The sequence below is a fragment of the Nocardioides sp. YIM B13467 genome (assembly GCF_042788075.1).
Taxonomy (GTDB): domain Bacteria; phylum Actinomycetota; class Actinomycetes; order Propionibacteriales; family Nocardioidaceae; genus Nocardioides.
The window spans coordinates 3,546,793-3,570,845 of the sequence record NZ_JBHZPJ010000046.1; the positions used below are offsets into that span (position 1 = coordinate 3,546,793).

General features: G+C 68.9%; 23 protein-coding genes. 9 read left to right on the top strand and 14 right to left on the bottom strand.

Going from position 1 to position 24,053, the window contains the following annotated elements; genetic code table 11:
- Positions 1-2: 2 nt before the first annotated feature.
- On the bottom strand, positions 3-1,070 hold the full coding sequence (locus tag ACFX43_RS24180) for a DUF1080 domain-containing protein (RefSeq protein ID WP_378836545.1): 1,068 nt from the start codon (positions 1,068-1,070) through the stop codon (positions 3-5).
- A gap of 55 nt (positions 1,071-1,125) precedes the next feature.
- Positions 1,126-1,668, bottom strand: coding sequence for a GNAT family N-acetyltransferase (locus ACFX43_RS24185; protein ID WP_378836548.1), 543 nt, complete (start codon positions 1,666-1,668; stop codon positions 1,126-1,128).
- A gap of 54 nt (positions 1,669-1,722) precedes the next feature.
- Between ACFX43_RS24185 and ACFX43_RS24190 the strand changes: the two genes are divergently transcribed.
- Positions 1,723-2,259 (top strand): GNAT family N-acetyltransferase, encoded by a 537-nt coding sequence (locus ACFX43_RS24190; RefSeq protein ID WP_378836554.1) that lies wholly within the window; start codon positions 1,723-1,725, stop codon positions 2,257-2,259.
- Positions 2,260-2,354: 95 nt separating this feature from the next.
- Entirely contained in the window at positions 2,355-3,227 is an 873-nt protein-coding gene (gene panB / locus ACFX43_RS24195) for a 3-methyl-2-oxobutanoate hydroxymethyltransferase (protein ID WP_378836559.1), read from the top strand.
- Here the strand turns inward: panB and ACFX43_RS24200 are convergent.
- The 7 genes from ACFX43_RS24200 to trpC all read right to left on the bottom strand — a co-directional run bounded on the left by ACFX43_RS24200 (position 3,187) and on the right by trpC (position 13,983).
- Positions 3,187-4,686 carry a glutamate synthase subunit beta gene (locus tag ACFX43_RS24200; RefSeq protein WP_378836562.1) on the bottom strand — a complete coding sequence of 500 codons (1,500 nt, stop codon included), beginning with the start codon at positions 4,684-4,686 and terminating at the stop codon, positions 3,187-3,189. The two genes, panB and ACFX43_RS24200, sit on opposite strands and share 41 nt — an antisense overlap.
- A complete protein-coding gene (gltB, locus tag ACFX43_RS24205; protein ID WP_378836565.1) occupies positions 4,679-9,235 on the bottom strand; it encodes a glutamate synthase large subunit in 4,557 nt (1,518 codons plus the stop codon). The genes ACFX43_RS24200 and gltB overlap by 8 nt, the downstream gene beginning before the upstream one ends.
- Before the next feature lie 277 nt (positions 9,236-9,512).
- On the bottom strand, positions 9,513-10,463 hold the full coding sequence (lgt, locus tag ACFX43_RS24210; protein WP_378836570.1) for a prolipoprotein diacylglyceryl transferase: 951 nt from the start codon (positions 10,461-10,463) through the stop codon (positions 9,513-9,515).
- A 28-nt stretch (positions 10,464-10,491) separates the two neighbouring features.
- Positions 10,492-11,100: an SCO family protein gene (locus ACFX43_RS24215; RefSeq protein ID WP_378836575.1), complete on the bottom strand. Its 609-nt coding sequence runs from the start codon at positions 11,098-11,100 to the stop codon at positions 10,492-10,494.
- On the bottom strand, positions 11,097-11,906 hold the full coding sequence (trpA, locus tag ACFX43_RS24220; protein WP_378836577.1) for a tryptophan synthase subunit alpha: 810 nt from the start codon (positions 11,904-11,906) through the stop codon (positions 11,097-11,099). Before trpA ends, ACFX43_RS24215 begins: the two co-directional genes overlap by 4 nt.
- Positions 11,903-13,192 carry a tryptophan synthase subunit beta gene (trpB, locus tag ACFX43_RS24225; RefSeq protein WP_378836581.1) on the bottom strand — a complete coding sequence of 430 codons (1,290 nt, stop codon included), beginning with the start codon at positions 13,190-13,192 and terminating at the stop codon, positions 11,903-11,905. Before trpB ends, trpA begins: the two co-directional genes overlap by 4 nt.
- Positions 13,193-13,200: 8 nt before the next feature.
- On the bottom strand, positions 13,201-13,983 hold the full coding sequence (gene trpC, locus ACFX43_RS24230) for an indole-3-glycerol phosphate synthase TrpC (RefSeq protein WP_378836583.1): 783 nt from the start codon (positions 13,981-13,983) through the stop codon (positions 13,201-13,203).
- Between the two features lie 149 nt (positions 13,984-14,132).
- Here trpC and ACFX43_RS24235 point away from each other — a divergent pair, with 149 nt between their 5' ends.
- Complete coding sequence (locus ACFX43_RS24235; RefSeq protein WP_355232061.1) at positions 14,133-14,468, top strand: DUF4190 domain-containing protein; 336 nt, start codon at positions 14,133-14,135, stop codon at positions 14,466-14,468.
- A gap of 80 nt (positions 14,469-14,548) precedes the next feature.
- On the opposite strand, the gene ACFX43_RS24240 is transcribed toward ACFX43_RS24235, so the two are convergent.
- The 3 genes from ACFX43_RS24240 to hisI form a co-directional block, all read right to left on the bottom strand.
- Positions 14,549-14,749: an HGxxPAAW family protein gene (locus ACFX43_RS24240; protein ID WP_378836587.1), complete on the bottom strand. Its 201-nt coding sequence runs from the start codon at positions 14,747-14,749 to the stop codon at positions 14,549-14,551.
- Between the two features lie 74 nt (positions 14,750-14,823).
- The gene (locus ACFX43_RS24245) at positions 14,824-15,375 is read right to left on the bottom strand and encodes a Trp biosynthesis-associated membrane protein (RefSeq protein ID WP_378836590.1); all 552 of its coding nucleotides are present in this window, start codon (positions 15,373-15,375) and stop codon (positions 14,824-14,826) included.
- Positions 15,372-15,728: a phosphoribosyl-AMP cyclohydrolase gene (gene hisI / locus ACFX43_RS24250; protein ID WP_355021876.1), complete on the bottom strand. Its 357-nt coding sequence runs from the start codon at positions 15,726-15,728 to the stop codon at positions 15,372-15,374. The genes ACFX43_RS24245 and hisI overlap by 4 nt, the downstream gene beginning before the upstream one ends.
- Before the next feature lie 173 nt (positions 15,729-15,901).
- Between hisI and ACFX43_RS24255 the strand changes: the two genes are divergently transcribed.
- A complete protein-coding gene (locus tag ACFX43_RS24255) occupies positions 15,902-16,159 on the top strand; it encodes a CD225/dispanin family protein (RefSeq protein ID WP_350661348.1) in 258 nt (85 codons plus the stop codon).
- Positions 16,156-16,572 carry a DUF2752 domain-containing protein gene (locus ACFX43_RS24260; protein WP_378836595.1) on the top strand — a complete coding sequence of 139 codons (417 nt, stop codon included), beginning with the start codon at positions 16,156-16,158 and terminating at the stop codon, positions 16,570-16,572. Before ACFX43_RS24255 ends, ACFX43_RS24260 begins: the two co-directional genes overlap by 4 nt.
- On the opposite strand, the gene ACFX43_RS24265 is transcribed toward ACFX43_RS24260, so the two are convergent.
- Together ACFX43_RS24265 and ACFX43_RS24270 are read right to left on the bottom strand one after the other, a co-directional pair.
- Positions 16,573-18,390, bottom strand: a complete 1,818-nt coding sequence (locus tag ACFX43_RS24265; protein WP_378836600.1) for an ABC transporter ATP-binding protein — start codon at positions 18,388-18,390, stop codon at positions 16,573-16,575.
- A complete protein-coding gene (locus tag ACFX43_RS24270) occupies positions 18,387-20,198 on the bottom strand; it encodes an ABC transporter ATP-binding protein (RefSeq protein ID WP_378836606.1) in 1,812 nt (603 codons plus the stop codon). The genes ACFX43_RS24265 and ACFX43_RS24270 overlap by 4 nt, the downstream gene beginning before the upstream one ends.
- An 88-nt stretch (positions 20,199-20,286) precedes the next feature.
- On the opposite strand from ACFX43_RS24270, the gene ACFX43_RS24275 reads away from it, so the two are divergent.
- The 4 genes from ACFX43_RS24275 (at position 20,287) to ACFX43_RS24290 (ending at position 23,970) form a co-directional block, all read left to right on the top strand.
- Positions 20,287-20,910 (top strand): TIGR03085 family metal-binding protein, encoded by a 624-nt coding sequence (locus ACFX43_RS24275; protein WP_378836609.1) that lies wholly within the window; start codon positions 20,287-20,289, stop codon positions 20,908-20,910.
- 72 nt (positions 20,911-20,982) lie between these two features.
- Positions 20,983-21,750 (top strand): hypothetical protein, encoded by a 768-nt coding sequence (locus tag ACFX43_RS24280; protein WP_378836611.1) that lies wholly within the window; start codon positions 20,983-20,985, stop codon positions 21,748-21,750.
- Between the two features lie 102 nt (positions 21,751-21,852).
- Positions 21,853-22,356 (top strand): hypothetical protein, encoded by a 504-nt coding sequence (locus tag ACFX43_RS24285; RefSeq protein WP_378836613.1) that lies wholly within the window; start codon positions 21,853-21,855, stop codon positions 22,354-22,356.
- Positions 22,357-22,611: 255 nt separating this feature from the next.
- Complete coding sequence (locus ACFX43_RS24290) at positions 22,612-23,970, top strand: YncE family protein (RefSeq protein ID WP_378836619.1); 1,359 nt, start codon at positions 22,612-22,614, stop codon at positions 23,968-23,970.
- The last annotated feature ends 83 nt before the right edge of the window (positions 23,971-24,053 follow it).

A 24,053-nucleotide genomic window follows, 5' to 3' on the forward strand; every position in this document is an offset into this window, starting at 1 on the left:
CCTCAGGACAGGTCGCGGATGCGGATGTTCCGGTAGGAGACCACGTCCGGAGTGCTGCCGTGCGCCTGGACCCCGACGTGACCGGTCAGCCCTCGGCTGCTGGAATCGGGGTCGTTCGGACGACCGGGGAACGGCAGGCCGGGCAGGTTCTCGAACTCGTTGATGACGACGCCGTTGCGGATCACGGTGTAGTGCTGCCCGACGACGCGGATCTCGAGGTCGTTCCAGGTGCCCTTCGGGGTCGGTCGCGCCTGGGCCAGGGTGAGGTCGGCGAAGCCGTAGACCGACCCGGTCTTGCGGGGGTCGTTGCCGCCGCCCTCCGGCGAGTCGTTGACCTGGATCTCGTGGCCACAGTTGACCGCGATCCAGGAGAGGTTGCCGGTCTCGCTGCCGTTGAACGTGGTCGGGCACCCCTCGACAGGGCCCCACAGCTCGGGGAAGCGCACCTGGACGCCGCTGTTTCCACGAGCCGCACCGGGCGCGTCGTCACGGAACTGCAGTCGCAACGAGAAGTCGCCGTACTCCTGCGCCGGGTACCACAGGGTTCCGAACCCACCACCCGCGCCGGCGCGGCTGCGGATGGTGCCGTCCGGCACCAGGTCGAACCCACCGTCGCCGGCGTACGCCCAGTCGTCGAAGGAGTCGGCCGAGCCGTCGAAGAGCCAGTCGTAACCCTCTACCTTCCCCACCTGCGAGCGGGCGGCGGCGGACTGCAGCCGGCCGGCCTCGGCCCGCGTGACCTCACCGGTGGCGACCAGATCGGCGGTGACGCCGCGGACGTGCGTCACGAAGGCGCCGTGGGTCGGCCACGTCCGCTCGTCGTCGATGACGTCGTTGATGGTGCAGCCGGAACGCAGGGTGCTGTTGGCGACGCCGCTGTCGAGATCGAGGAAGACCACGCTCGAGCGGGCATCGGGCGCCGGGCAGGTTGCGGTCGTCGAGGGCGTCTCAGCGGGAGTCGCGGAGGCGGCTCCGGCCGGACCACCCATGCACAGAGCGGTGATCCCGAGGACGGCCGACCCGACGGCGAGCCGGGTCCGAGTGCGGCGTGAGGGGAGGAAGTGGGACATCGAGACTCCGAACGTCAGGACGCCGAATGAGATGTGATGCGCGTCACGCTGGATGCTAGTGTCGGCCGCCGCCGACTTTCAACCACTTCTGAACGACTTTCGCGGATAACCTTCGAAAGTGGGTCAGCCTGCCTGCCGGGCGCTCCATCACGACCTCTTCCGGGCCGTCATCGATGGGGCTGGGAACCGTGTCGGACTCGACGAAACCGAGCCGCTCGTAGACGGCGTGGGCGCGGTCGTTGCCGACGAGGTGGGTGAGGCGTACGGGCAGGTCGCCGGCGCGGGCGATCACCTCGCTCAGCAGCGCGCTGCCGGCGCCGGAGCCCTGGGAGTCGGGCAGGACGTACAGCTTCCAGAGCATCAGGTGATCCTCGAAGACCGAGTAAGAGGCCATCGCGACGACCTGGTCGTCGACCTCGGCGACGAGGACGGTGCCGGCCCTGATCCCGGGGAGTACGACGTCCGGGGCCCACCACTTGGTGATGCCCTCCTCGACGTACGCCTCACCGGTGATCGGCGGGTACGTCGCCCGCCAGGTCGTCACGCCGACATGGATCACCGCGTCGAGGTCCTGCTCCGTCGCCTCTCGCACCCGCATGGACGCGACGATAACCAGGAGCGCCGGGGCTGTCGTTCGGTTTAGCGTCGGACCGTGCTGATCCGACGTGAACGTCCCAAGGACGTGGCCGACATCCGTGCGGTCACCGCCGCTGCCTTCTCAGGTGTGGAGCACTCCGCCCCGCCGATCGAGCCCGACGGAGCGCCCGGCGAGGCGACGCTGGTGGGGTGGCTGCGCGCGGATCCGGGCTGGATCCCGGAGCTCTCGCTGGTCGCCGAGGCCGACGGCGAGATCGTCGGCCACGCCGTGGCCACCCGTGGGACGCTCGCCGGCCGCCCCGCACTCGGCCTCGGTCCGGTCAGCGTCTCCCCCGACCGCCAGCGCGACGGCGTCGGCTCGGCTCTGATGCACGCCATCCTCGGTGCCGCCGACGCGATGGGCGAACCGGTCGTCGTTCTCCTCGGCTCCCCGGCCTACTACGGCCGCTTCGGCTTCGTCCCTGCCTCGACCCTCGGCATCGAAGCACCCGAGCCCGCCTGGGGCGACTACTTCCAGGCACGGCCGTTGGCGGCGTACGACCCCTCCGTCCGCGGGGCGTTCGCCTACGCGGCTCCGTTCGATCGGCTGTGACTACCACCACAGCGCGTACGACATCTTCTCGACATACGCTGGGAACAGTCCGTGGACTCCATCAGGGAGCTGCGAGATGACACCAGAAAGGCTCGATGATGAGCACGAACCCCTCTGCTGAGGAGACCGCCCCTTACGGGACCGGAGCTGCCGGGAACACGCCGGCCAAGCCCGTACGCAAGGTGCGCACGCATCATCTTCGCGAGATGAAGCAGCGTGGCGACAAGATCACGATGCTGACCTCCTACGACATGTACACCGCCCAGATCTTCGACGAGGCCGGGGTCGACCTGCTGCTCGTCGGTGACTCCGCCTCCAACAACGTCCTCGGCAACGAGACCTCGCTTCCGGTGACCGTGGACGAGCTGCTGCCGCTGACTCGCGCGGTCTCGCGCAGCGTGAAGCGGGCGATGGTCGTCGGCGACCTGCCCTTCGGCTCCTACCAGGCCTCGCCCGAGCAGGGCTACCTGACCGCGGTGAGGTTCATGAAGGAGGCGGGCGCCCACTGCGTGAAGCTCGAGGGCGGCGCCGAGATGGCTCCGGTGATCAAGAAGCTGGTCGAGGGCGGCATCCCGGTCATCGCCCACATCGGCTTCACCCCGCAGTCCGAGCACGTGCTCGGCGGCTACCGTGTCCAGGGACGCGGAGACACCTCCGACCGGATCATCGACGACGCCAAGGCCGTCCAGGAGGCCGGAGCGTTCGCCGTCGTCATGGAGATGGTTCCCGGTGAGGTCGCCGCGCAGATCTCCAAGGAGCTCGACATCCCCACGATCGGCATCGGCGCCGGCCCCGACTGCGACGGCCAGGTGCTGGTCTGGCAGGACGCCTTCGGCATGCGCAGCGGCAAGATGGCCCGCTTCGTGAAGCAGTACGCCGATGTGAAGTCGGTCCTGTCCGAGGGCGCCGAGGCCTACATCTCCGACGTCAAGGGCTCGACCTTCCCTGGCCCCGAGCACACCTTCTGACGATCCGCGCTTGAGAAGTGGTCAACTTGGGCCGTCCGNTGGTCGAGCCGGTGAGGAAGGTGTCGACGGCGGCCGCGGCGGCACGGCCCTCGGCGATCGCCCACACGATCAGCGACTGTCCGCGACCCGCGTCGCCGGCGACGTACACGCCGGGGACGGAGGTGGCGAAGGAGTCGTCGCGGGCGACGTTGCCGCGAGCGTCGTACTCCACACCCAGCTGGGTGAGGAGGCCGTCCTTCTCCGGGCCGGTGAAGCCCATGGCCAGCAGCACCAGGTCGGCGGGGATCTCCTTCTCGGTCCCCTCCTTCTCGGTCAGCTTGCCGTCGATGAACTCGACCTCGACGAGCTTCAGAGCGCGTACGCGGCCGTCCTCGGTGCCGAGGAACTCCTTGGTGGACACGGCGTAGACCCGCTCGCCACCCTCCTCGTGCGCGGAGGCGACCCGGTAGGTCATCGGGTAGGTCGGCCACGGCTGGCCCTCGGGGCGCTCCTCCGGCGGACGCGGCATGATCTCCAGCTGGGTGATCGACTCCGCGCCCTGGCGGATCGCGGTGCCGAGGCAGTCGGCGCCGGTGTCACCGCCACCGATGATGACCACGTGCTTGCCCTCGGCCAGGATCTGGTCGGGGACCGCCTCACCGAGCGAGGCCCGGTTGGACTGCGGCAGGTACTCCATCGCCTGGTGGATCCCGTCGAGCTCACGCCCGGGGACCGGCAGGTCGCGACCGACGGTCGAGCCGTTGGCCAGCACGATGGCGTCGTAGCGGTCCCGGAGCTGCGCACCGGTGATGTCGGTGCCGACGTCGACACCCGGACGGAAGACCGTGCCCTCGCGGCGCATCTGCGCCAGGCGCTGGTCGACCTGCGACTTCTCCATCTTGAACTCGGGGATGCCGTAGCGCAGCAGCCCGCCGATCTTGTCGGCCCGCTCGTAGACGGCCACGGTGTGGCCCGAGCGGGTGAGCTGCTGGGCAGCGGCCAGGCCCGCGGGGCCGGAGCCGATGACGGCGACCGCCTTGCCGGAGAGCCACTCGGGCGGCTGCGGCTTGACGTGGCCCGCGTCCCAGGCCTTGTCGATGATCGCGACCTCGATGTTCTTGATGGTCACCGCAGGCTGGTTGATGCCCAGCACGCAGGCGGCCTCGCACGGAGCCGGGCAGAGACGACCGGTGAACTCGGGGAAGTTGTTGGTCGCGTGCAGACGCTCCGAGGCGCCCTCCCAGTCGTTGCGCCAGACCAGGTCGTTCCACTCGGGGATGATGTTGCCGAGCGGGCAGCCCTGGTGGCAGAACGGGATGCCACAGTCCATGCAGCGCGAGGCCTGGGTGTTGATGATCGGCAGCAGAGTCTTGCCGATCTTGCCCGGGTAGACCTCGTGCCAGTCCTTGACCCGCTCCTCGACCGGACGACGGGTCGCGACCTCGCGACCGTTCTTCAGAAAACCCTTCGGGTCAGCCATGGAGGACCTCCATAATCCGCTGCGCTGCCTCGTCCTCGTCGAGACCCTCCTCGAGGGCCTCCTCCTGGGCTTCGAGCACGCGCTTGTAGTCACTGGGCATGACCTGCGTGAAGCGGGTCAGAGAGTTCGGCCAGTCGGCCAGGAGCGCCTCGGCGACGGCCGAGCCGGTCTCCTCGAGGTGGTCGCGGACCAGCTGCTCGAGCTCGGCGGCGTACTTCTCATCCACCGGGGTGGCATCGTCCAGCTCGCTGTTGAGGCGCTGCTCCTCGAAGTCGAGGACCCAGGCGACCCCGCCGGACATGCCGGCTGCGAAGTTGCGCCCGGTCGGGCCGAGCACGACGACACGACCACCGGTCATGTATTCGCAGCCGTGGTCGCCGACGCCCTCGGTGACGATGCTGGCACCCGAGTTGCGGACCGCGGCCCGCTCCCCCACGCCTCCGCGGATGTGGATCCGCCCGCTGGTGGCGCCGTAGGCCAGCGTGTTGCCGGCGATGATGTGCTCCTCGGCGCGGAACCCGGCGGTACGCTCCGGACGGATGACCACCCGGCCGCCGGAGAGGCCCTTGCCGACGTAGTCGTTGGCGTCACCCTCCAGGCGCAGCGTCAGGCCGCTCGGGATGAACGCGCCGAAGGACTGGCCCGCCGACCCGGTGAAGGTGATGTCGATCGTGCCCTCGGGCAGCCCCGCGCCGCGGTAGCGCTTGGTGATCTCGTGACCGAGGATCGTGCCGACGGTGCGGTTGACGTTGCGGATCGGCAGCTGGGCGCGTACGGGCTCGCCGCGCTCGAGCGCCGGGGCCGCGAGCGGCAGCAGCTCGTTGACGTCGAGCGACTTCTCCAGACCGTGGTCCTGGCCCTTGGTGTTGTAGAGGGCTTGGTCGGAGAACTGCTGGGGCGACTCCACGCGGGTGAAGATCGGCGACAGGTCGAGCCCGGAGGCCTTCCAGTGGTCGATCGCGTCGCGGGCGTCGAGCGCCTCGGCGTGGCCGACGGCCTCGTCGATGCTCCGGAAGCCGAGCTCGGCGAGGAGCTCACGGACCTCCTCGGCGATGTAGCGCATGAAGTTGACGACGTACTCCGCCTTGCCGGTGAACCGCTCGCGCAGGACCGGGTTCTGGGTGGCGACGCCGACCGGGCAGGTGTCGAGGTGGCAGACCCGCATCATCACGCAGCCGGAGACGACCAGCGGCGCGGTGGCGAAGCCGAACTCCTCGGCACCGAGCAGCGCGGCGATGACGACGTCGCGGCCGGTCTTGAGCTGACCGTCGGTCTGCACCACGATCCGGTCGCGCAGCCCGTTGAGGAGCAGTGTCTGCTGCGCCTCGGCGAGGCCGAGCTCCCAGGGACCGCCGGCGTGCTTGAGCGAGGTCAGCGGGGAGGCACCGGTGCCGCCGTCGTGACCGGAGATCAGGACCACGTCGGCGTGGGCCTTGGAGACTCCCGCGGCGACGGTGCCGACGCCGACCTCGGCCACGAGCTTCACGTGGACGCGAGCGCTCGGGTTGGCGTTCTTGAGGTCGTGGATCAGCTGAGCCAGGTCCTCGATGGAGTAGATGTCGTGGTGCGGCGGCGGGGAGATGAGGCCCACGCCCGGCGTCGAGTGACGCGTCTTGGCCACCCACGGGTAGACCTTGTGGCCGGGCAGCTGGCCGCCCTCACCGGGCTTGGCACCCTGGGCCATCTTGATCTGGATGTCGTCGGCGTTGGTCAGGTATTCGCTGGTGACGCCGAAGCGTCCCGAGGCGACCTGCTTGATCGACGAGCGGCGCTTGGGGTCGTAGAGACGATCCGGGTCCTCGCCGCCCTCACCGGTGTTGGACTTGCCGCCGAGGATGTTCATCGCGACGGCGAGCGTCTCGTGAGCCTCCTTGGAGATCGAGCCGTACGACATCGCGCCCGTCGAGAAGCGCTTGACGATCGCCTCGACGGACTCGACCTCGTCGATCGAGATCTTCTGGCGACCGAGCTCCTCGGCGCTCTTGAGCTTGAAGAGCCCACGCAGCGTCATCAGTCGCTCGGACTGCTCGTTGACGCGGTCGGTGTACTGCTTGAAGACGTCGTAGCGGCCGCTGCGGGTGGCGTGCTGGAGCCGGAAGACGGTCTCCGGGTCGAACAGGTGCGGCTCGCCCTCGCGGCGCCACTGGTACTCGCCGCCGATGGGCAGCGCGCGGTGGGCGTTGGCGACGCCGTCGCGCGGGTAGGCGGTGGCGTGCCGCTTCGCGACCTCCTCGGCGATCACGTCGAGGCCGATGCCGCCGAGCTTGGAGGTGGTGCCGGTGAAGTAGCGCTCCACGACCTCCTTCGACAGGCCGACGGCCTCGAAGATCTGCGCGCCGGTGTAGGAGGCGACGGTGGAGACGCCGATCTTCGACATCACCTTGAGGACACCCTTGCCGAGCGCCTTGATCGTGTTGGCCATCGCCTTCTCGGCGTCGGCCTTCACGTAGTAGCCCTCGTAGGCGAGGTCCTCGACGGACTCGACCGCGAGGTAGGGGTTGACCGCGGCGGCGCCGTAGCCGATCAGCAGGGCGACGTGGTGGACCTCGCGTACGTCTCCGGCCTCGATCAGCAGGCCGACCTGCGAGCGGGTGCGCTCGCGGACCAGGTGGTGGTGGACCGCGCCGGTCAGGAGCAGCGACGGGATCGGCGCCATCTCCTGGGTGGAGTGGCGGTCGGAGAGGACGATGATGCGAGCGCCGTCCTCGATCGCCTGGGAGACCTCGGCGGAGATCTCGTCCAGGCGCGCCTGCAGGGCCTCGGCCCCGCCGTCGACCTCGTAGAGGCCGCGGACGATGTGGACCTGGAAGCCCGGCATGTCGCCGTCACGGTTGATGTGACGGATCTTGGCCAGGTCGTCGTTGGAGATGACCGGGAACGGCAGCACGATCTGACGACACGAGGCCGGACCCGGGTTGAGCAGGTTGGACTCGGCGCCGATGGTGCCGTTGAGGCTGGTGACGAGCTCCTCGCGGATCGCGTCCAGCGGCGGGTTGGTGACCTGCGCGAAGAGCTGTGCGAAGTAGTCGAACAGCATCCGGGGCTTGTCGCTCAGCGCCGCGATCGGGCTGTCGGTGCCCATCGAGCCGATCGGCTCGGCGCCGGTGTTGGCCATCGGCGCGAGCAGGATCCGGAGCTCCTCCTCGGTGTAGCCGAAGACCTGCTGGCGGCGGGTCACGCTCGCGTGGGTGTGGACGATGTGCTCGCGCTCGGGGATGTCGTCGAGGCGTACGAGACCGGCGTGGAGCCACTCGTCGTAGGGGTGCTCGGCGGCGAGCTCGGACTTGATCTCGTCGTCCTCGATGATGCGGTGCTCCGCGGTGTCGACGAGGAACATCTTGCCCGGCTGGACGCGACCCTTGCGGACCACGGTGGCCGGGTCGATGTCGTCGAGCACACCGGCCTCGGAGCCGAGCACGACCAGGCCGTCCTCGGTGACCCAGTAGCGGGAGGGACGCAGGCCGTTGCGGTCCAGGACCGCACCGATCTGGGTGCCGTCGGTGAAGACCACCGATGCCGGACCGTCCCAGGGCTCCATCAGCGAGGAGTGGAACTCGTAGAACGCCTTGCGGGCGGGGTCCATCTCCTCGTGCTTCTCCCACGCCTCCGGGATCATCATCAGCATGGCGTGCGGCAGGCTGCGGCCGGCCAGGTGGAGCAGCTCGAGGACCTCGTCGAAGGAGGCCGAGTCGGAGGCGCCCTCGGTGCAGATCGGGAAGAGCCGCTCGAGGTCGCCGGGGATCAGCTCGGACTCGAGCAGCGACTCGCGCGCCTTCATCCAGTTGCGGTTGCCCATGACGGTGTTGATCTCGCCGTTGTGGGCGATGAACCGGAACGGGTGGCTCAGCGGCCAGCTCGGGAAGGTGTTGGTCGAGAACCGGCTGTGGACGACGGCGATCGCGGAGGCGACCCGCTCGTCGACCAGGTCGGGGAACACCTCGGCCAGCTGCGGCGTGGTGAGCATGCCCTTGTAGACGATGGTGCGGCTCGACAGCGACGGGAAGTAGACGTCGGTCTCCTTCTCCGCGCGCTTGCGCAGGCAGAAGGAGAGCCGCTCCAGGGCCAGGCCCGTGACGCGCTGCTTGGCGCCGGCCACGAAGAGCTGGCGGAAGGTCGGCATGACCGCCTTGGCGGTGGCACCGAGGGAGTCGGGGTTGACCGGTACGTCACGCCACCCGAGGACCTCGAGGCCCTCCTCGGTCGCGATCTCCTCGACCATCTTCACGGTGCGCTCGACCTGGTCGGCGTCACCGGGGATGAAGGCGGTGCCGACGGCGTAGGCACGCTCGGCCGGGAGGTCGAAGTCGACGACCTCACGAAGGAAGGCGTCGGGGACCTGCAGCAGGATCCCGGCGCCGTCGCCAGAGTTGGTCTCGGCGCCGGCGGCGCCGCGGTGATCGAGATTCACCAGGGCACGGATGCCCTGCTTCACGATGTCGTGGCTGGCCACGCCGGTCAGCGTCGCAACCATGGCGACGCCGCAGGCGTCCTTCTCGAACCGAGGGTCGTAGAGGCCCTGGGGGGATGGATACGAGTGCTCGTACGGCACCGGGATCTCCCGTCTGTCCGGGCTCAGGCACGCACCGACCGACGCAGCCCAATAGCCCCGGTTCTCTGACTCTGCTTCGAGTCGAGTCCGGAGCGGGGGATGTCTGCGACAGGTGCGCGCGCCCTTGCGGGGATGAAACTGGCAATCTGCAGGGGACAGCGTTGGCCCGCGCGAGTGCGGCTAGGTTACCACTGTGTCACGCGTAGGTTGCGAACGAGGGTCCATCGGCGGACACCCTCCCGCGAGGCGCTACGTTGCGCCTAATATCTGCGTCTGATCAGGCCTTTGTCGAGGATTCCTCGTCGTCGGTCCCGTTGTCGGCTGCATTGCCGTCAGTGTCGCTCGCGGGTTCGTTCTCGGCGTCGTCGTCGACGTCGTTCGCCGGGGCCTTGGCAGGATCGCTGTAGACCTCCTCCTCGAGAGTACCCCGGCCGGTGAAGGTGGCGTACGCCCACCACGCTGCCGCGAGCACGAACAGGATGATCGACATCCACTCGCTCCAGCGCAGGCCGAGCACGTTGACCAGCTGCACGTTGTCGATGCGCAGGGTCTCGATCATGCCTCGGCCGAGGCAGTAGGCCATCACGTAGAGGGCGACCACGCGGCCGCCTCCCAGACGCAGCTTCTTCTGCAGGTAGACGATCACGAAGAAGGCGAGGATGTCCCAGCAGAACTCGTAGAGGAACGTCGGGTGGAACGTGGTGCCGACCGGGAACTGGCTGGGTCCGTCGGGGTAGCGCGACGGGTCGATCTCCAGGCCCCAGGGCAGGTCGGTGGGCCTGCCGAAGAGCTCCTGGTTGAACCAGTTGCCCCAGCGGCCGATGCCCATCGCGAGCAGGCAGGTCGGGGCGATCGTGTCCAGCAGCGGGATGATCTTGATGCCCTTCTGCTTCGCGCCGATGATCGCGCCCATGGCGCCGAGCGCGATCGCGCCCCACACACCGAGCCCGCCGCGCCAGATGTAGAGCGCCTCGATCGGGTTGGCCCCGTCGCCGAAGTAGAGCTGCCAGTCGGTCATGACGTGGTAGATCCGGCCGCCGACCAGACCGAACGGAACCGCCCACAGCGCGATGTCCTGGATGTCGCCGGCCCGGCCGCCGCGGGCCTGCCAGCGCCGCTCGGAGACCCAGACGGCGACGATGATGCCGAGGATGATCGCGAAGGCGTAGCCGCGCAACGGGACCGGCCCGAGCCAGAGCACGCCTTCGGCCGGGCTGGGGATGGACATCGGGAGGATCATGCGGGGCCCTTCTTGGCTACTTCTGAGTGAGAAGGCGGTGGATGTCGTCGGCGAACTGCTTGGGAGAGGTGTTCATCGACCACACCACGCTGGCCTGTCCCTGGGAGACGGCCGAGACGTGGGTGTCGTGGACCCCGAGATCGTAGCCCCCACTGGGTAGCCGGTCGGCCTCCCCTATGTAGAGCCGCATCGACTCGGCCAGGGTGACGATGTCCTTCAGGTCACCGGTGAGGCCGATGAAGTCCTCGTCGTAGCGGTCCAGGTACTTGCGCAGGACCTCCTCGGAGTCGCGCGCGGGGTCGGTGGTGACGAACACGACCTCGACCTTGTCCCGGTCCGCGTCGTCGAGGCGAGTCAGTGCCGCGGTCAGGCTCGACATCACCAGCGGGCACTCGTCAGGGCAGCTGGTGTAGCCGTAGAAGACCAGCGTCAGCGGCTTGTCGACATCGGTGGCCAGCGAGAACGGCTCACCCTCGGTGTCGGTCAGCGCGGTGTCGGAGAGCCGGTAGGGCGTGTGCTCCTGCCCGGTCATCGCCGAGGCCGGCGCCTGGCCGGTCCCGGCGGCGCCGCAGCCGCTGAGCACGCCGATGAGGACAAGCAGTACAGGAAGAGCGAGGAACCTCAACGCGCGCGGACTCCCGCAGCCAGGTCCTCGGTCAGGCTCGCCAGCGCCTTGAGCGCCGCCTGCTCGTCGGAGCGGTTGTCCAGCAGCGTACGCACGAAGGCGGAGCCGACGATGACCCCGTCGGCGTACGCAGCCATCTCGGCCGCCTGGGCACCGTTGCTGACCCCGAGACCGACGCCGACGGGCAGGTCGGCCCCGGATCGGTTGAGTTTCTTGGTGCGGGCGACCAGCGGGGCGGCCAGGTCGGAGGTCTTGGCGCGGGCGCCGGTGACGCCCATGACCGCGGTGGCGTAGACGAAGCCTCGGCACTGGGCCGTGGTCATCGCGATCCGCTCGTCGGTGCTGCTCGGCGCGACCAGGAAGACCTTGTCGAGGTCACGGGCGTCGGCGGCCTCGATCCACTCCGGCGCGAAGTCGGGGGTGATGTCGGGCGTGATCAGGCCCGCGCCGCCGGCGTCGTGCAGCTGCTGGGCGAAGCGGTCCACGCCACGGCGCTCGATCGGGTTCCAGCTGGTCATCACCAGGGTCGGCACCCCGGTCGCGGCCACGGCCTCGACGACGCGGAACACGTCGTCGACACGTACGCCGCCGTCGAGCGCCTGCTGCACCGCGTCCTGGATGGTGGGGCCGTCCATGACCGGGTCGGAGTAGGGCAGCCCGATCTCGATGATGTCGCAGCCGGCCTCGACCATCGTCGTCAGCGCCTCGATCGAGCCCTCGACCGTTGGGAAGCCCGCCGGAAGATAGCCGACCAGGGCGGCGCGGTTCTCGGCCTTCGCCTTCGCGAACGCTACCGACGTACTCACTTTGCTTCTCCCAACCCGCTGTGCTTGTCGCTTCGGGCCCCGGCTCCTTCGTCGCCGAGCCCGAAGTATTCGATGGCCGTGCCCATGTCCTTGTCGCCGCGACCGGACAGGTTGATCAGGATCGTGGCGCCCTCGCCGTGACGCTCCTTGATCTGCGGCGCGATCTTGATGGCGCCGGCGATCGCGTGGGCCGACTCGATCGCCGGGATGATGCCCTCCGAGCGCGACAGCAGCGCGAAGGCGTCCATCGCCTCCTTGTCGGTGATGCTCGTGTAGCTCGCCCGTCCGGACTTTGCGAGCCAGGCGTGCTGCGGCCCGACCCCGGGGTAGTCGAGACCGGCGGAGATCGAGTGGGACTCGATGGTCTGGCCGTCCTCGTCCTGGAGCACGTAGGTGCGGGCACCGTGGAGCACGCCCGGGTCGTTGGCCTGGATGGTGGCGGCATGGCGGCCGGTCTCGAACCCGTCTCCCCCGGCCTCGAAGCCGTGGATCTCGACGTCCTCGTCGTCCAGGAAAGCGGTGAAGATGCCGATCGCGTTGGAGCCGCCGCCGACCGCGGCGACGACCGCGTTCGGGAGGCCGCCGAACTGCTCGAGCGACTGGGCCCGGGCCTCGTCGCCGATGCCGCGCACGATGTCCCGGACCAGGGTCGGGAACGGGTGGGGCCCGGCGGCGGTGCCGAACAGGTAGGCGGTGTGGTCGACGCTGGCGACCCAGTCGCGCAGCGCCTCGTTGATCGCGTCCTTGAGGGTGCCGCTGCCGGAGGGCACCGGGACGACCTCGGCGCCGAGCAGCCGCATCCGGGCAACGTTGAGCGCCTGGCGGTCGGTGTCGACCTTGCCCATGTAGACGGTGCAGTCGAGACCGAAGTAGGCGGCCGCGGTCGCGGAGGCCACGCCGTGCTGGCCGGCGCCGGTCTCGGCGATGACCCGGGTCTTGCCCATCCGCTTGGTCAGCAGCGCCTGGCCGAGCACGTTGCGGATCTTGTGGGCGCCGGTGTGGTTGAGGTCCTCGCGCTTGAGGAGGACGCGTACGCCGAGCTGCTCGGAGAGCCGGGTCGCGTGGTAGAGCGGGCTCGGCAGGTTGGCGTAGTCGCGCAGGATGTCGTCGAACTCTTTCACGAACGCGGGGTCAGCCTTGGCGTCCTGCCACGCCTCATCGAGCTCGATGAGCGCCTTCATCAGCGCCTCGGGCATGAAGCGGCCGCCGAATCCCTCGGCCTCGCCACCGAACCAGCCGAACTCGTCGGCGTCGTAGCTCGTCGTTTCGTGGATGTGAGTTGTCATGGCTGGTCCTAGCCTTGGATTCCGGTGAACTCGACGACCGTGCCTTGCGGGTCGCCATGCTTGACCAGCGCCTCGCCGACCAGGACCGCGCGGGCCCCTTCGGAGACGTGGCGCTTGACGTCGGTGGCGGTGAAGATGCCCGACTCGGCGACCTTCACCCGGTCCTCGGGGATGAGCGGCGCGAGCCGTCCGAAGACGTCCTGGTCGATCTCCAGGGTCTTCAGGTTGCGGGCGTTGACGCCGATCAGCTCGGCGCCGAGGTCGACCGCCCGGGCGACCTCGGCCTCGTCGTGGGTCTCGACCAGCACAGTCAGCCCGAGCTCACGCGCCTGGTCGTAGAGGCTGCGCAGCGTGTCGTCGTCCAGCGCGGCCACGATCAGCAGCGCGAGGTCGGCGCCGGCTGCCCGGGCCTCCAGCAGCTGGTAGGGCTCGACGATGAAGTCCTTGCGCAGGATCGGGGTGTCGACGGCGGCGCGGACCGCGCGCAGGTCGGCGAGGGACCCGCCGAAGCGGCGTTCCTCGGTGAGCACCGAGATCGCGGCGGCACCGCCGGCGGCGTACTTCCGGGCCAGCTCGGCCGGGTCCGGGATGTCGGCCAGGGCACCCTTGGAGGGGCTCTTCCGCTTCACCTCGGCGATCACGCTGCTGCCCGCCGCACGGAAGTGCGGCATCGGGTCGCGGGGCGCGTCGACGTCGGCCAGCCGGGCCCGCAGATCCGCCTCGGACACCGTCGCCTGGCGCTGCGCCAGGTCCAGACGTACGCCGTCGATGATCTTTTCGAGCACCGACATGTTTAAACCTCTCGTTTCCGGGTATGACCCACGTGCAAAGCCTCTCACCCGAACCGTGACACGCCCGATTTGGCGCCACAGTGCGGGCGGGAAACGTTAAGTTTCTTCCATCTCTACCCAACTCGCCTGACTTTGGAGGTCAGACACACATGAGCTACGGAACTCCTCCGCCGCCGCCCCCGTACGGTTCGCCGGCACCCGGGCAGCCCGGTCAGCCTGCGGGCAACAACAAGAAGGCGATCTGGGCACTTGTCCTCGGCATCCTCGGCTGCATCTGCTGCGGAATCTTCACCGGTATCCCGGCGATCATCCTCGGCAAGATGGCCCAGAACGAGATCGACGCCTCCGGCGGCGCGCAGGGCGGGCGTGGCATGGCCACCGCCGGCTTCATCCTCGGCATCGTCGCCATCGTTCTGTTCGTCATCGGGCTCATCCTGAACCTGTCCGGTGCTCTCGACTTCAGCGGCAGCACCACCACGTACTGAGCTCGGTCCATGTGAGCTCGGCTCTTTGAAATCAGCGAGGCCCCCGGCGGATCCGCCGGGGGCCTCGCTGTTCCACAGGCTCAGTGTGACTCGACGTTGAAGCCGAGCTTGGAGAGCACGATGAAGAGCAGGCCGCCCGCGACGGTGACGGCGACGCCGACCCAGAAGACGAACCAGCTGATCGGGTCGAGCATCATCGCGACGCTGCCGATGAGGAAGCCGAGGAGGCCGACCGCGACTGCGATCCAGGCTGCCGGGGTGTTGCCGTGGCTGGCGGACATGCAATGACTCCTCTACGAGTTCTCTGGCTGTTGCGAAGCCCGAAGCGATCCAGATGGGCTTGGCTGCAGTGTATTCACTGATCGCCCGTTGTCGGGTCCCGACCCTCGTCCAACGACTTCCAGACGTCGATCGTGGACTGCTCCTCCAATGGCTTCCGCTCCGGCGACGCTGCGGCTGGGGCGTCGTACTTGCGGCCCATCTCAGGCCACTTCGGGGCCAGGCGCACCGCTGCGACGGCGGCCAGGACGGTCAGGACCGCGCCGAGGAGCGCGAGGTAGGGCCAGGGGGTGGTGGTGTGCTCGGTCTCGCCCCAGACCACCTCGGAGTCGATCGCCCGGCCGAGCGCGTCGATCCCGGCATGGCCGAAGAAGGTGACGATCACCCCGATCCCGGCCAGGCCGGCGAGGGCAGCCACCAGGCGGCGTACGAGACCTCGGGTGACCAGGACCACCCCCCAGGCCGCGAGGGCGACCAGGGCCAGGCCGGTGGTGGCCGGCGAGTCGTTCAGGTCGGCCGGCATCTGAGCCGGGGCGGTCACCTTCACCCATTCGTTGGAGCCGGCCCACGCCGCCAGGGCCGCGCCGGCGAGTCCGGCGATGACGGTGGGGCCGAAGGTGGCCTTCATGAGATCAGGCCGGCGTCGAAGCAGGTGTGGTCGCCGGTGTGGCAGGCGGGGCCCTCCTGGTCGACCTTGAGCAGGATCGTGTCGCCGTCGCAGTCCAGGCGGACCTCCTTGACGTACTGTCGGTGGCCGGAGGTCTCCCCCTTGACCCAGTACTCCTGCCGGCTGCGGGACCAGTAGGTCGCCCGGCCCGTCGCGAGCGTGCGCGCCAGGGCCTCGTCGTCCATGTAGCCGAGCATCAGCACCTCGCCGGTGTCATGCTGCTGCGCCACCGCGGGCACCAGCCCGTCGGGGTTGCGCTTGAGGCGGTCGGCGATGGCGGGGTCCAGTCCCTCGCTCGTGGGTCCAGTAGTCACGCCTCCAGTATCCCGCTGGGCAACAGTACGGACACAACCGGCATGTCGCGGCCCTTATCGGGCGCCCTCGAGGCCCCGGGCTGCCAGACTCTGCCGGTCATCTGGGCCGGTCTCGGTACGGCCCTGTCAGCCGACTCTTCGAGTCGACTATTCAAACTGGAGAACACCGCACCATGGCTAACCCCACCCCGCAGCCGGCACCGGCGAAGCAGACCGACACCAGCGCCCTCGTGATCGGCATCCTGGTCACGCTCTTCTGCTGCCTGCCCTTCGGCATCGTCTCGATCGTCAAGGCCGTCCAGGGTGACGCCGAGGGCGCCAAGAAGTGGGGCATCATCGGCGCCATCACCGGCGTCGTCGTGATCGTCCTCTACATCATCGCCTCGGTCGTCCTCGGCGTCGGCATGGCCGCCCAGTCGGGGACCATGTGACCACACCCTCACGGGTGCGCGCGGGGCTCGTCCCACTGGCCGTCGTGGCCGGCGGGGCGGGCCTCGCGGCCGTCTTCGCCACCTCTCCCGGGCTCGTCGCCCACGTTCCGCCGTGCCCGATCCACGCTCTCACCGGCATCGACTGCCCCGGCTGCGGGATGACGCGCGGCACGATGTCGCTGCTGTCGGGTGACGTCTCCGGCGCGATCGGCCACAACGCGCTGATGTTCCTGCTCGGGGTGCCGCTGCTCGCGCTGCTCTGGTTCTTCTGGCTCCGCGGCCGCGTCGGCGGCCCTCCAGCGCCCGGGTGGGCCCGGTCGCGCACCGCGCTCTACACGTGGCTGGCGCTGACCGTCGCCTTCACGGTTGTCCGGAACCTCCCCTGGGCTCCGTTCACGGTGCTGGCGGCCTGATCAGCTGCCCTGCTGGGCGACCCAGGAGGCGTGCAGGCGTGCGTACGTCGAGCCTGCCTGTGCCACCAGGTCGCTGTGCGGGCCGCGCTGGACGAGGTTTCCGGCGTCGACGACGATCACCTCGTCGGCCGCCTCGGCGGTGGAGAGCCGGTGGGCGATGGTGACCGACGTACGGCCGCTCATCAGGCGCTCCAGCGCCCGGTTGATCCGCATCTCCAGCCGCGGGTCGACCGCCGAGGTGGCCTCGTCGAGGACGAGCAGGTCGGGATCGGCCAGCTGGGCCCGCAGGAGTGCCACGAGCTGGCGCTCGCCGGCCGAGAGCGACTCGCCGCGCTGACCGACACTGGTGCGGACGCCGGCGGGGAGACCGGCCAACCAGTCCCCCAGGCCGAGAATCCGGGCGGCCTCCTCGATCTCCTCGTCGGTCGCGTCGAGCCGCCCGTAACGGACGTTCTCGGCCAGGGTGGAGTCGAAGAGGAAGCCCTCCTGCGGGACGAGCACGACGCTGGTGCGCAGCGAGGCGTTGCCGATCTCGCGTACGTCGACGCCGTCGAGACGGACCCGGCCGTCGGTCACGTCCATCACCCGGGTGAGCAGCTTCGCGATCGTCGACTTCCCCGAGCCGGTCTCGCCGACCACGGCGACCCGGCGGCCGGGCGCGATCTCGAAGGAGATGTCGTGCAGGACCGGGCGGCCGCCGGGGTAGGCGAAGGTGACCGCGTCGAACTCGATCGAGAGCGGACCGCGGGGCAGAACCGTGCCGGCCGCGCCCGGGTCGACGAGGTCGGCGGGCGTGTCCAGGATCCCGATCGTGCGCCGCCAGGAGGCGATCGCGTTCTGCGCGTCGGTGAGGATCTGCGTACCCATCTGCACCGGGCCGACGAACAGCGTCACCAGGAATGCGAAGGCCAGAATCTCGCCGACGGTCAGCGCGCCGCCGGTGCCCTGGTAAGCGAGCGCCAGCAGGACACCGCCGACGATCACGCCGGCGTTGGCGAGGCCGCCGGAGAGGCCACCGAGGCTGAAGAAGACCGAGGTGTAGGCCTGCGCCTTGATCTGGGCGGCGCTGGTGGCGTCGATCTCGCGGTCGATGCGCTCCTGGGTGCGGTCCTCGACGGCGTACGCCTTCACCACCGCCGCACCGACGACCGGCTCGGAGACCGCGGAGAGCATCTTGGCGACCTGGCGGCGGGAGAGGGTGTAGGCCGCGGACAGCTTGCGCTGGAAGAACCGCAGGCTCAGGAAGAGCGGGCCGAAGCAGAGCCACACCAGGATCGCGAGCTGCCAGGAGTAGATCACCATCACGACGGTGGCGATCAGCATCTGCCCGATGCTGACGATGAAGAGCAGACCGCCGAAGACGATGAACTGGCTGACCTGGTCGACGTCGCTGGTCACCCGCGAGACCAGCGCCCCGCGGTGTTCGGTCGACTGGGTGAGCATCGGCAGGTCGTGGACGTGCCGGAATGCCTTCGTACGCAGCGTCGCCAGGCCTCGCTCGGCGGCGGTGAAGAGCCGGCTGGTCATCTTGAACGATGCCCAGCCAGTGACGGCGATGGCGACCACCGCGATGAGGCCGGCGCGCAGGACGTAGCCGAGGTCGGGTCCGTCCGGACCGCTCAGGCCGTTGTCGAGGGTCTGCTGGACGACGACAGGTACGACGACCTGCCCGATGCTCGCGATCACGGCCAGCGCGAAGGTGCCACGGATGCCCTCGACCAGCTCCGGGGAGTGCTTGATGCCCCGGCGGATGGTCTCGATGGCGCCGAGCTCCTCGCCGCTGCCGACCCGGGTCTCGGGCTCGAGGGTGGCGGTCACTGGATGGTCTCCGGGGTCTCGTAGGCGTTCACCAGACGGGCGTAGGACTCGTCGCGGGCGAGCAGCTCGGTGTGGGTGCCGCGGTCGCGGATGCGGCCGTCCTCGAGGTGCACGACCTCGTCGGCGAGCGCGATCGTGGCCTTGCGGTAGGCGACCACGACGAGGCTGGTGTCACCGGCTCCGCTCCGTAGCGCTCCGCTGTCTGCGCCGCTCCGCAGCGCTGCGAGAATGCGCTGCTCGACCTCGGGATCGACCGCCGAGGTGGCGTCGTCGAGGATCAGGAGTCGTGGGCGGCGTACGAGCGCACGGGCCAGGGCGAGGCGCTGGCGCTGCCCGCCTGAGAGGCTTGCCCCGCGCTCGCCGAGGGTGGTGTCGAGCCCGTTCGGAAGCGCGGTGACGAAGCCGTCGGCCTGGGCGGCCTTGAGCGCGGACCAGACCTCGTCGTCGGTGAGGTCGGCGCCGAGGGTGACGTTGCCGCGTACGGAGTCGTCGAAGACGAAGGCCGTCTGCGGCACCAGCGCCGCCACCCGGGCCCACTCCCCCGCGCCCAGGTCGCGCAGATCGGTGCCGTCCAGGGTGATCCGGCCCGCCTCGGGGTCGACCAGCCGCGCGAGGAGCATGGTCAGGGTGCTCTTGCCGGCGGCGGTCTCGCCGACGATCGCGACCGTACGCCCCGGCTCGACCTCGAAGTCGACACCGTCGAGGAGCGTCGGGCCGTCGGCGTAGGCGTAGGAGATGCCGTCGACCCGGACGCGGGCGCCGGTCGGCTCGCGGCTGGTCGTCGCGGTGCCGTAGGCCAGGCGGCCGGTCGCGTCCAGCACCCGCTGGACCCGCCGGTAGCCGACCACGCTGCGCGGGAACTCGCCCAGCAGCCAGCCGAAGGAACGGATCGGGAACGCGACGATGGTGAGCAGGAAGCTGATCTGGACGACGTCACCGGGTGCCGCGGCACCGCTGGAGACGCGGCCGACGCCGACGGCCAGGACGGCGAGGACCCCGACGTTGGGCAACGCGGCCAGGATCGGGTCGAAGGCGGCGCGGATCCGTCCGGCGTGGATGTTGACGTCGCGCAGCTCCTGGGCCTTGTCTTGGAAGCGTGTGGTCTCCTCGGCCTCGCGGCCCAGCGTCTTGACGACGAGGGCACCGTCGAAGGACTCGTGGGCGATCCCGGAGAGTTCGGCGCGCAGCTGCTGGGCGCGGGTCATCAGCGGGGAGGAGAAGCGCTGGAAGACCAGGTTGGCGATGACGACCGCCGGGAACACGAGGATCGCGACCGAGGCCAGGACGACGTCGGTCCAGAACATCTGCCCGATCGCGATCACCATCATCGCAAGGGTCCCGACAGCCATCGGCAGCGGCGCGATCGGCGCCCAGGACGCCTCGACGTCGGAGTTGGCGTTGGAGAGCAGCTGCCCGGTCGGGTGCCGGTGGTGCCAGGCGAGGGGAAGCGCGAGGTATTGGCGGGTGACCGCGCGACGCGAATGGGCCTGCATGCGGTACTGCATCACCCCGGCACCCAGCCGCCGCGCCACCACCCCGACAGCCCGCAGGATCGCGACACCGACGAAGAGCCCGACCACGGCCCACAGCCAGCCGGCGCCGATCTCGCCTTCACGCAGCGCAGGCACCAGCACATGGTCGGTGGACCAGCCCAGCACCCAGGCGTCGGCGACGGTCAGCGCGCCGAAGAGCGCGGAGCCCAGAGTCGAGAGGGTGAAGACCGCCCACTCGCGCCGGATCGCGACTCCGAGAACTTTGAACCCGTCGGTCGTCGTGGCCCGTTGGGGAATTTGTTCCTCGTCGCTCATCTCGAGGTAAAGCCTAGGTCAGCACCGTGGCTGCGACGAATTTTTTTGAAACCGCCCAGCTCTGGATTGGCTCGATAAGGTGCAGGCCGTGGCTTCCTTCGCGCGCTCCGAGCGCATCGCCCTGTGCGACACCGCCGTCTCCCTCGGGCCGACGGCCCCCACGCTCTGCGAAGGCTGGGAGGTCAAGGACCTGCTGGTGCATCTGCTCGTGCGCGAACGCCGCCCGTGGGCGGCGCCCGGCATCCTCCTGGCGCCGCTCGCGCCCGTGCTGAGGAAGGCGGAGGCTGCGTACGCCGCCCAGCCGCTCGAGGCTCTCGCCGCCCGCCTCCGCGACCCGAAGGGCACGCCGTTCGCACTCGGTCCCGTCGAAAGGGCCGTCAACACCGTCGAGTTCTTCGTCCACCACGAGGACCTCCGCCGCGCCCAGCCGGGCTGGGATCCGCGTACGCTCCCCGCCGCTGCCGAGCGAGACCTCTGGCGCACCCTGAAGCTGCTCGGCAAGGGCCTGGTCCGCTCGGCTCAGACCCCGCTCGTGGTGAGCAACGGCACCGACACTGCCACCCTCCGCGCCGGCGAGGAGCCCGTCATCATCACCGGCCCGGTCGGCGAGCTCATGCTCTTCTGCTTCGGGCGGCACGAGGTGAAGGGCTTGTCCTTCGATGGTCCGGCGGAGCGGATCACTCAGTTGGAGAATGCCAGTCTCGGCTTCTGAATCCGCCAAGGCGGGCCCCTTACATTGCTCGGTTGACCTGCACATACGGGCTTCTACGACGAGAGTAGTCTCATGCACACGAGCCATCAGCCGCGCCCGCACGGCCTCCGCGGTCGGGCCCGTTTCCTGATCGCCACCGCTACCGTCCTTGCCATCACCGGCTGCGGCAGCGCCACTCCCGACACCAGTTCCGCGATCGGTCCCGAGGAGTTCGCTGATCGAGCCATCAGCGCCGCCCTCAAGGCCAACACCCTGCACATGCGCATCGACAGCGGCGGCGACAGCATCAGGGCTGACATCGTGCTCAACGACGAGTCGGACATGCTTGCATCCGATCTGAGCATGTCCACTGTCCAGCCGCTCCTCGTGCGGTGGAAGAACGGGCGCGTCTACGTCAAGGACAAGTCCCTTGCCAAGGGCTGGGTCGCGGCCGATCCGACCGATCCTCGCGATCCCGTCGGAGCCCAGTTCGGCTACGTGCGGACTCTGAATCCAGTGACGCTGGTCAAGGACGCGCGTGAGACCGCCATCGCGCTGAAGCGCGTGGGGACCGAGGTCGTTGATGGAACCAACACCACTCATTATTCGATGACCCTTGATCCCGAGCTGGCGCCCAGCGGAAGCACGATCAATGCCGAGGGACTGCGTGCCCAAGGCCATCAGGGCAAGCTCGTCTATGAGTTCTGGATCGACGAGAACGACCTGATGATCAAGGTCACCTTCGACGTCGCGGGCCGCACCGACAGGGTGCATATGTCCGAGTGGGGCACGCCGAAGGACGTCGAGGCGCCGATCAAGGCGCGCACCACAGCCGAACTCGGAATGCTCGAGTCTTCCTGACGTACCGCTTCACCAGGTCCTTTCGAGATCACTGGCTCCGCGGCACCAGTCCTGGAGGCCGACTTGGTCCTCGGCGGGAACGAGGTTGACCTGGCCGCTGACATGACTGTTGATATCGAGGGCGACGAGATGAAGATCGTGCTGGTCAACGAGAAGTGGTACGTCCACAGCGCCGACCTTGGCGATCAGTGGATCGTCAGCGACCCCGACGACCCCAACGACCCGTTCGGCGCAGCGATCTCGGAGATGGGCTCGATGAACCCGGCATTCCATGCCGAGGACATCAAGCCCGCGGTCACTGACGTGAAGAAGATCGGCGAGGAGAAGCTCGCGGGCGCCGACACCACCCACTACGAGGTGACCGTTGACCCGGAGAAGGCTTCCGAGGACGCCGGCATCGACACTGAGATCCTGAAGAAGGTCGATCTCGAAGACGGCCTGGTCTATGACTACTGGCTCGACGCGGATGATCTGATGCAGAAGGTGAGCTTCGAGATCGCCGGTCAGAGCGTCGAAATGATCATGACCGGCTGGGGCGAGACGTACGAGATCGAGGCCCCGAAGGACGCGGTGACCTTCGCCGAGCTGATGCAGTCGCCGGCCTGATCCGCATCGGCGGGGCGGCCTAGAGGCGACCCACCCGGCAGTAGCGCGCCTGTCGGCGTCGCTATGACGCGTACACCTTCTTCGGATGCATCCATGTTACGACCCGTTCCCGTTGTGGCGGCCGTAACCTCCCGGCGGCCCGAGACGTTGTGTCTCAGATAACCGAATCCCCCAGGAGGTCCCACGATGCGTCGTGCGGCAGCAGTCACCGTCGCCATGCTCTTCGTATTCTCACTCAGCACAGCCGCTCCAGCGGTGAGCGCGAGCGCGACATCAGAGCTGCGGGACGTGATGGTCGTGGGCAACAACTGGGACGGGACGGCTTCGATCGTCGATGCCCGCAGCTTCGAGGTGCTGCGCAAGGACATCGACCTGGTGCCGGACAAGGACGAGGAGATCGCCGAGATCCACCAGGATCCCGAGCGGCTGGCGATGTACTACCTCGTCCGCTACGGCCCCGGCGAAGGCAACGACCAGCTCGTGGACGACATGTTCACGACCCGGGACGGCAAGCTGCTGGCGGTCTCGCGTCCCAGCCTCACCGACGTCGTCTGGATCGACATCGAGAAGGCGCTCGCGGGCTCGCCGGACTCCGTCGTGGTCGAGCAGCAGATGGACGGCCACCGCACCGACCACATGGGCCTCTCCCCCGACGGCACCAAGCTGCTGGTCTCGGACTCGACCTCGCGCTCGGTGCACGAGTACTGGATGGGCGGCGCGGGCGACCCGCGGACGGGTGAGCGGCTGCGTACGTTCGAGTCGGGCGAGACGCCCCACGAGAACAACTATTCCGAGGACGGCTCGCGCATCTTCCACGCCTCCATCGGCCGCGTCTACCTGCCCGGCGACCAGAAGGAGATCTCCCTCGACTCGCTGCCGCTGATCAACCTCGACCAGCTCGGCCTCGGCACCATCCCCGGCACCGACCTGCTTCCGCCGATCAAGATCGGCCCGATCCACGACGCGATCAAGGGCGACCGCTGGTTCGAGATCGTCGACGAGCCCACCTTCGAGGTCTCCCAACGCTGGGAGATGGGCAAGGAGCTGGAGGAGGCCGGTTACCCCTCGATCTCCTCAGCCGTACGTCCCATGGCGGTCGCCCCCGGCGAGCGGTTCATCTACTTCCAGATGTCGTTCCTGCACGGGATCGTTGAGTTCGACACCCGGGCGGCCGACATCGACGGAAAGGTCGGCTACTCCACCGGCTCCGTCGAGGAGCCACGCACCGGCGCCGTCACGCGAGTCATCCAGCTTCCCAAGCGCACCCAGCTGCCGCGCGAGCTCTACGTCAACGACTCCGCACACCACGGTCTCTCGATCGACTCCAAGGGCGAGACGCTGTGTGCGGCGGGCACGATGGACGACTACGTCGCGATGGTCGACCGCTCCAGCGGCGAGCACACGATCCTCGACGAAGAGACCACCGGCCACTACTACGGCAAGCCCTACTGGACCACCGAAGGCATCGGCAACACCTGCTGGGCGTCGCTGTCTGACGCCGACGCGGTCGCCGTGATCGACTTCCGCACCGGCGAGGAGCTCGCCTACCTCGACGTCGGTAACCACCCCCAGCGCGTACGCCACGGGCAGATCCCGGATGCGCTGCTGAGCTAGTTGTCGGCGCCGCGGCGCAGATTCCCGCCATGGCGGGAATCTGCGCGGCGTGTCCGCGCGGGGTCGCGGCATTTTCCCGCCAT

What these genes read in the sequence shown, in the direction of transcription:
- ACFX43_RS24235 (WP_355232061.1), top strand. Translation starts at nt 14,133, where the DNA reads ATGAGCTACGGAACTCCTCCGCCGCCGCCCCCGTACGGTTCGCCGGCA.
- ACFX43_RS24180 (WP_378836545.1), bottom strand. Translation starts at nt 1,070, where the DNA reads ATGTCCCACTTCCTCCCCTCACGCCGCACTCGGACCCGGCTCGCCGTC.
- trpC (WP_378836583.1), bottom strand. Translation starts at nt 13,983, where the DNA reads ATGTCGGTGCTCGAAAAGATCATCGACGGCGTACGTCTGGACCTGGCG.
- ACFX43_RS24240 (WP_378836587.1), bottom strand. Translation starts at nt 14,749, where the DNA reads ATGTCCGCCAGCCACGGCAACACCCCGGCAGCCTGGATCGCAGTCGCG.
- panB (WP_378836559.1), top strand. Translation starts at nt 2,355, where the DNA reads ATGATGAGCACGAACCCCTCTGCTGAGGAGACCGCCCCTTACGGGACC.
- ACFX43_RS24280 (WP_378836611.1), top strand. Translation starts at nt 20,983, where the DNA reads ATGCACACGAGCCATCAGCCGCGCCCGCACGGCCTCCGCGGTCGGGCC.
- ACFX43_RS24255 (WP_350661348.1), top strand. Translation starts at nt 15,902, where the DNA reads ATGGCTAACCCCACCCCGCAGCCGGCACCGGCGAAGCAGACCGACACC.
- ACFX43_RS24270 (WP_378836606.1), bottom strand. Translation starts at nt 20,198, where the DNA reads ATGAGCGACGAGGAACAAATTCCCCAACGGGCCACGACGACCGACGGG.
- lgt (WP_378836570.1), bottom strand. Translation starts at nt 10,463, where the DNA reads ATGTCCATCCCCAGCCCGGCCGAAGGCGTGCTCTGGCTCGGGCCGGTC.
- ACFX43_RS24185 (WP_378836548.1), bottom strand. Translation starts at nt 1,668, where the DNA reads ATGCGGGTGCGAGAGGCGACGGAGCAGGACCTCGACGCGGTGATCCAT.
- ACFX43_RS24285 (WP_378836613.1), top strand. Translation starts at nt 21,853, where the DNA reads ATGACTGTTGATATCGAGGGCGACGAGATGAAGATCGTGCTGGTCAAC.
- trpB (WP_378836581.1), bottom strand. Translation starts at nt 13,192, where the DNA reads ATGACAACTCACATCCACGAAACGACGAGCTACGACGCCGACGAGTTC.
- ACFX43_RS24245 (WP_378836590.1), bottom strand. Translation starts at nt 15,375, where the DNA reads ATGAAGGCCACCTTCGGCCCCACCGTCATCGCCGGACTCGCCGGCGCG.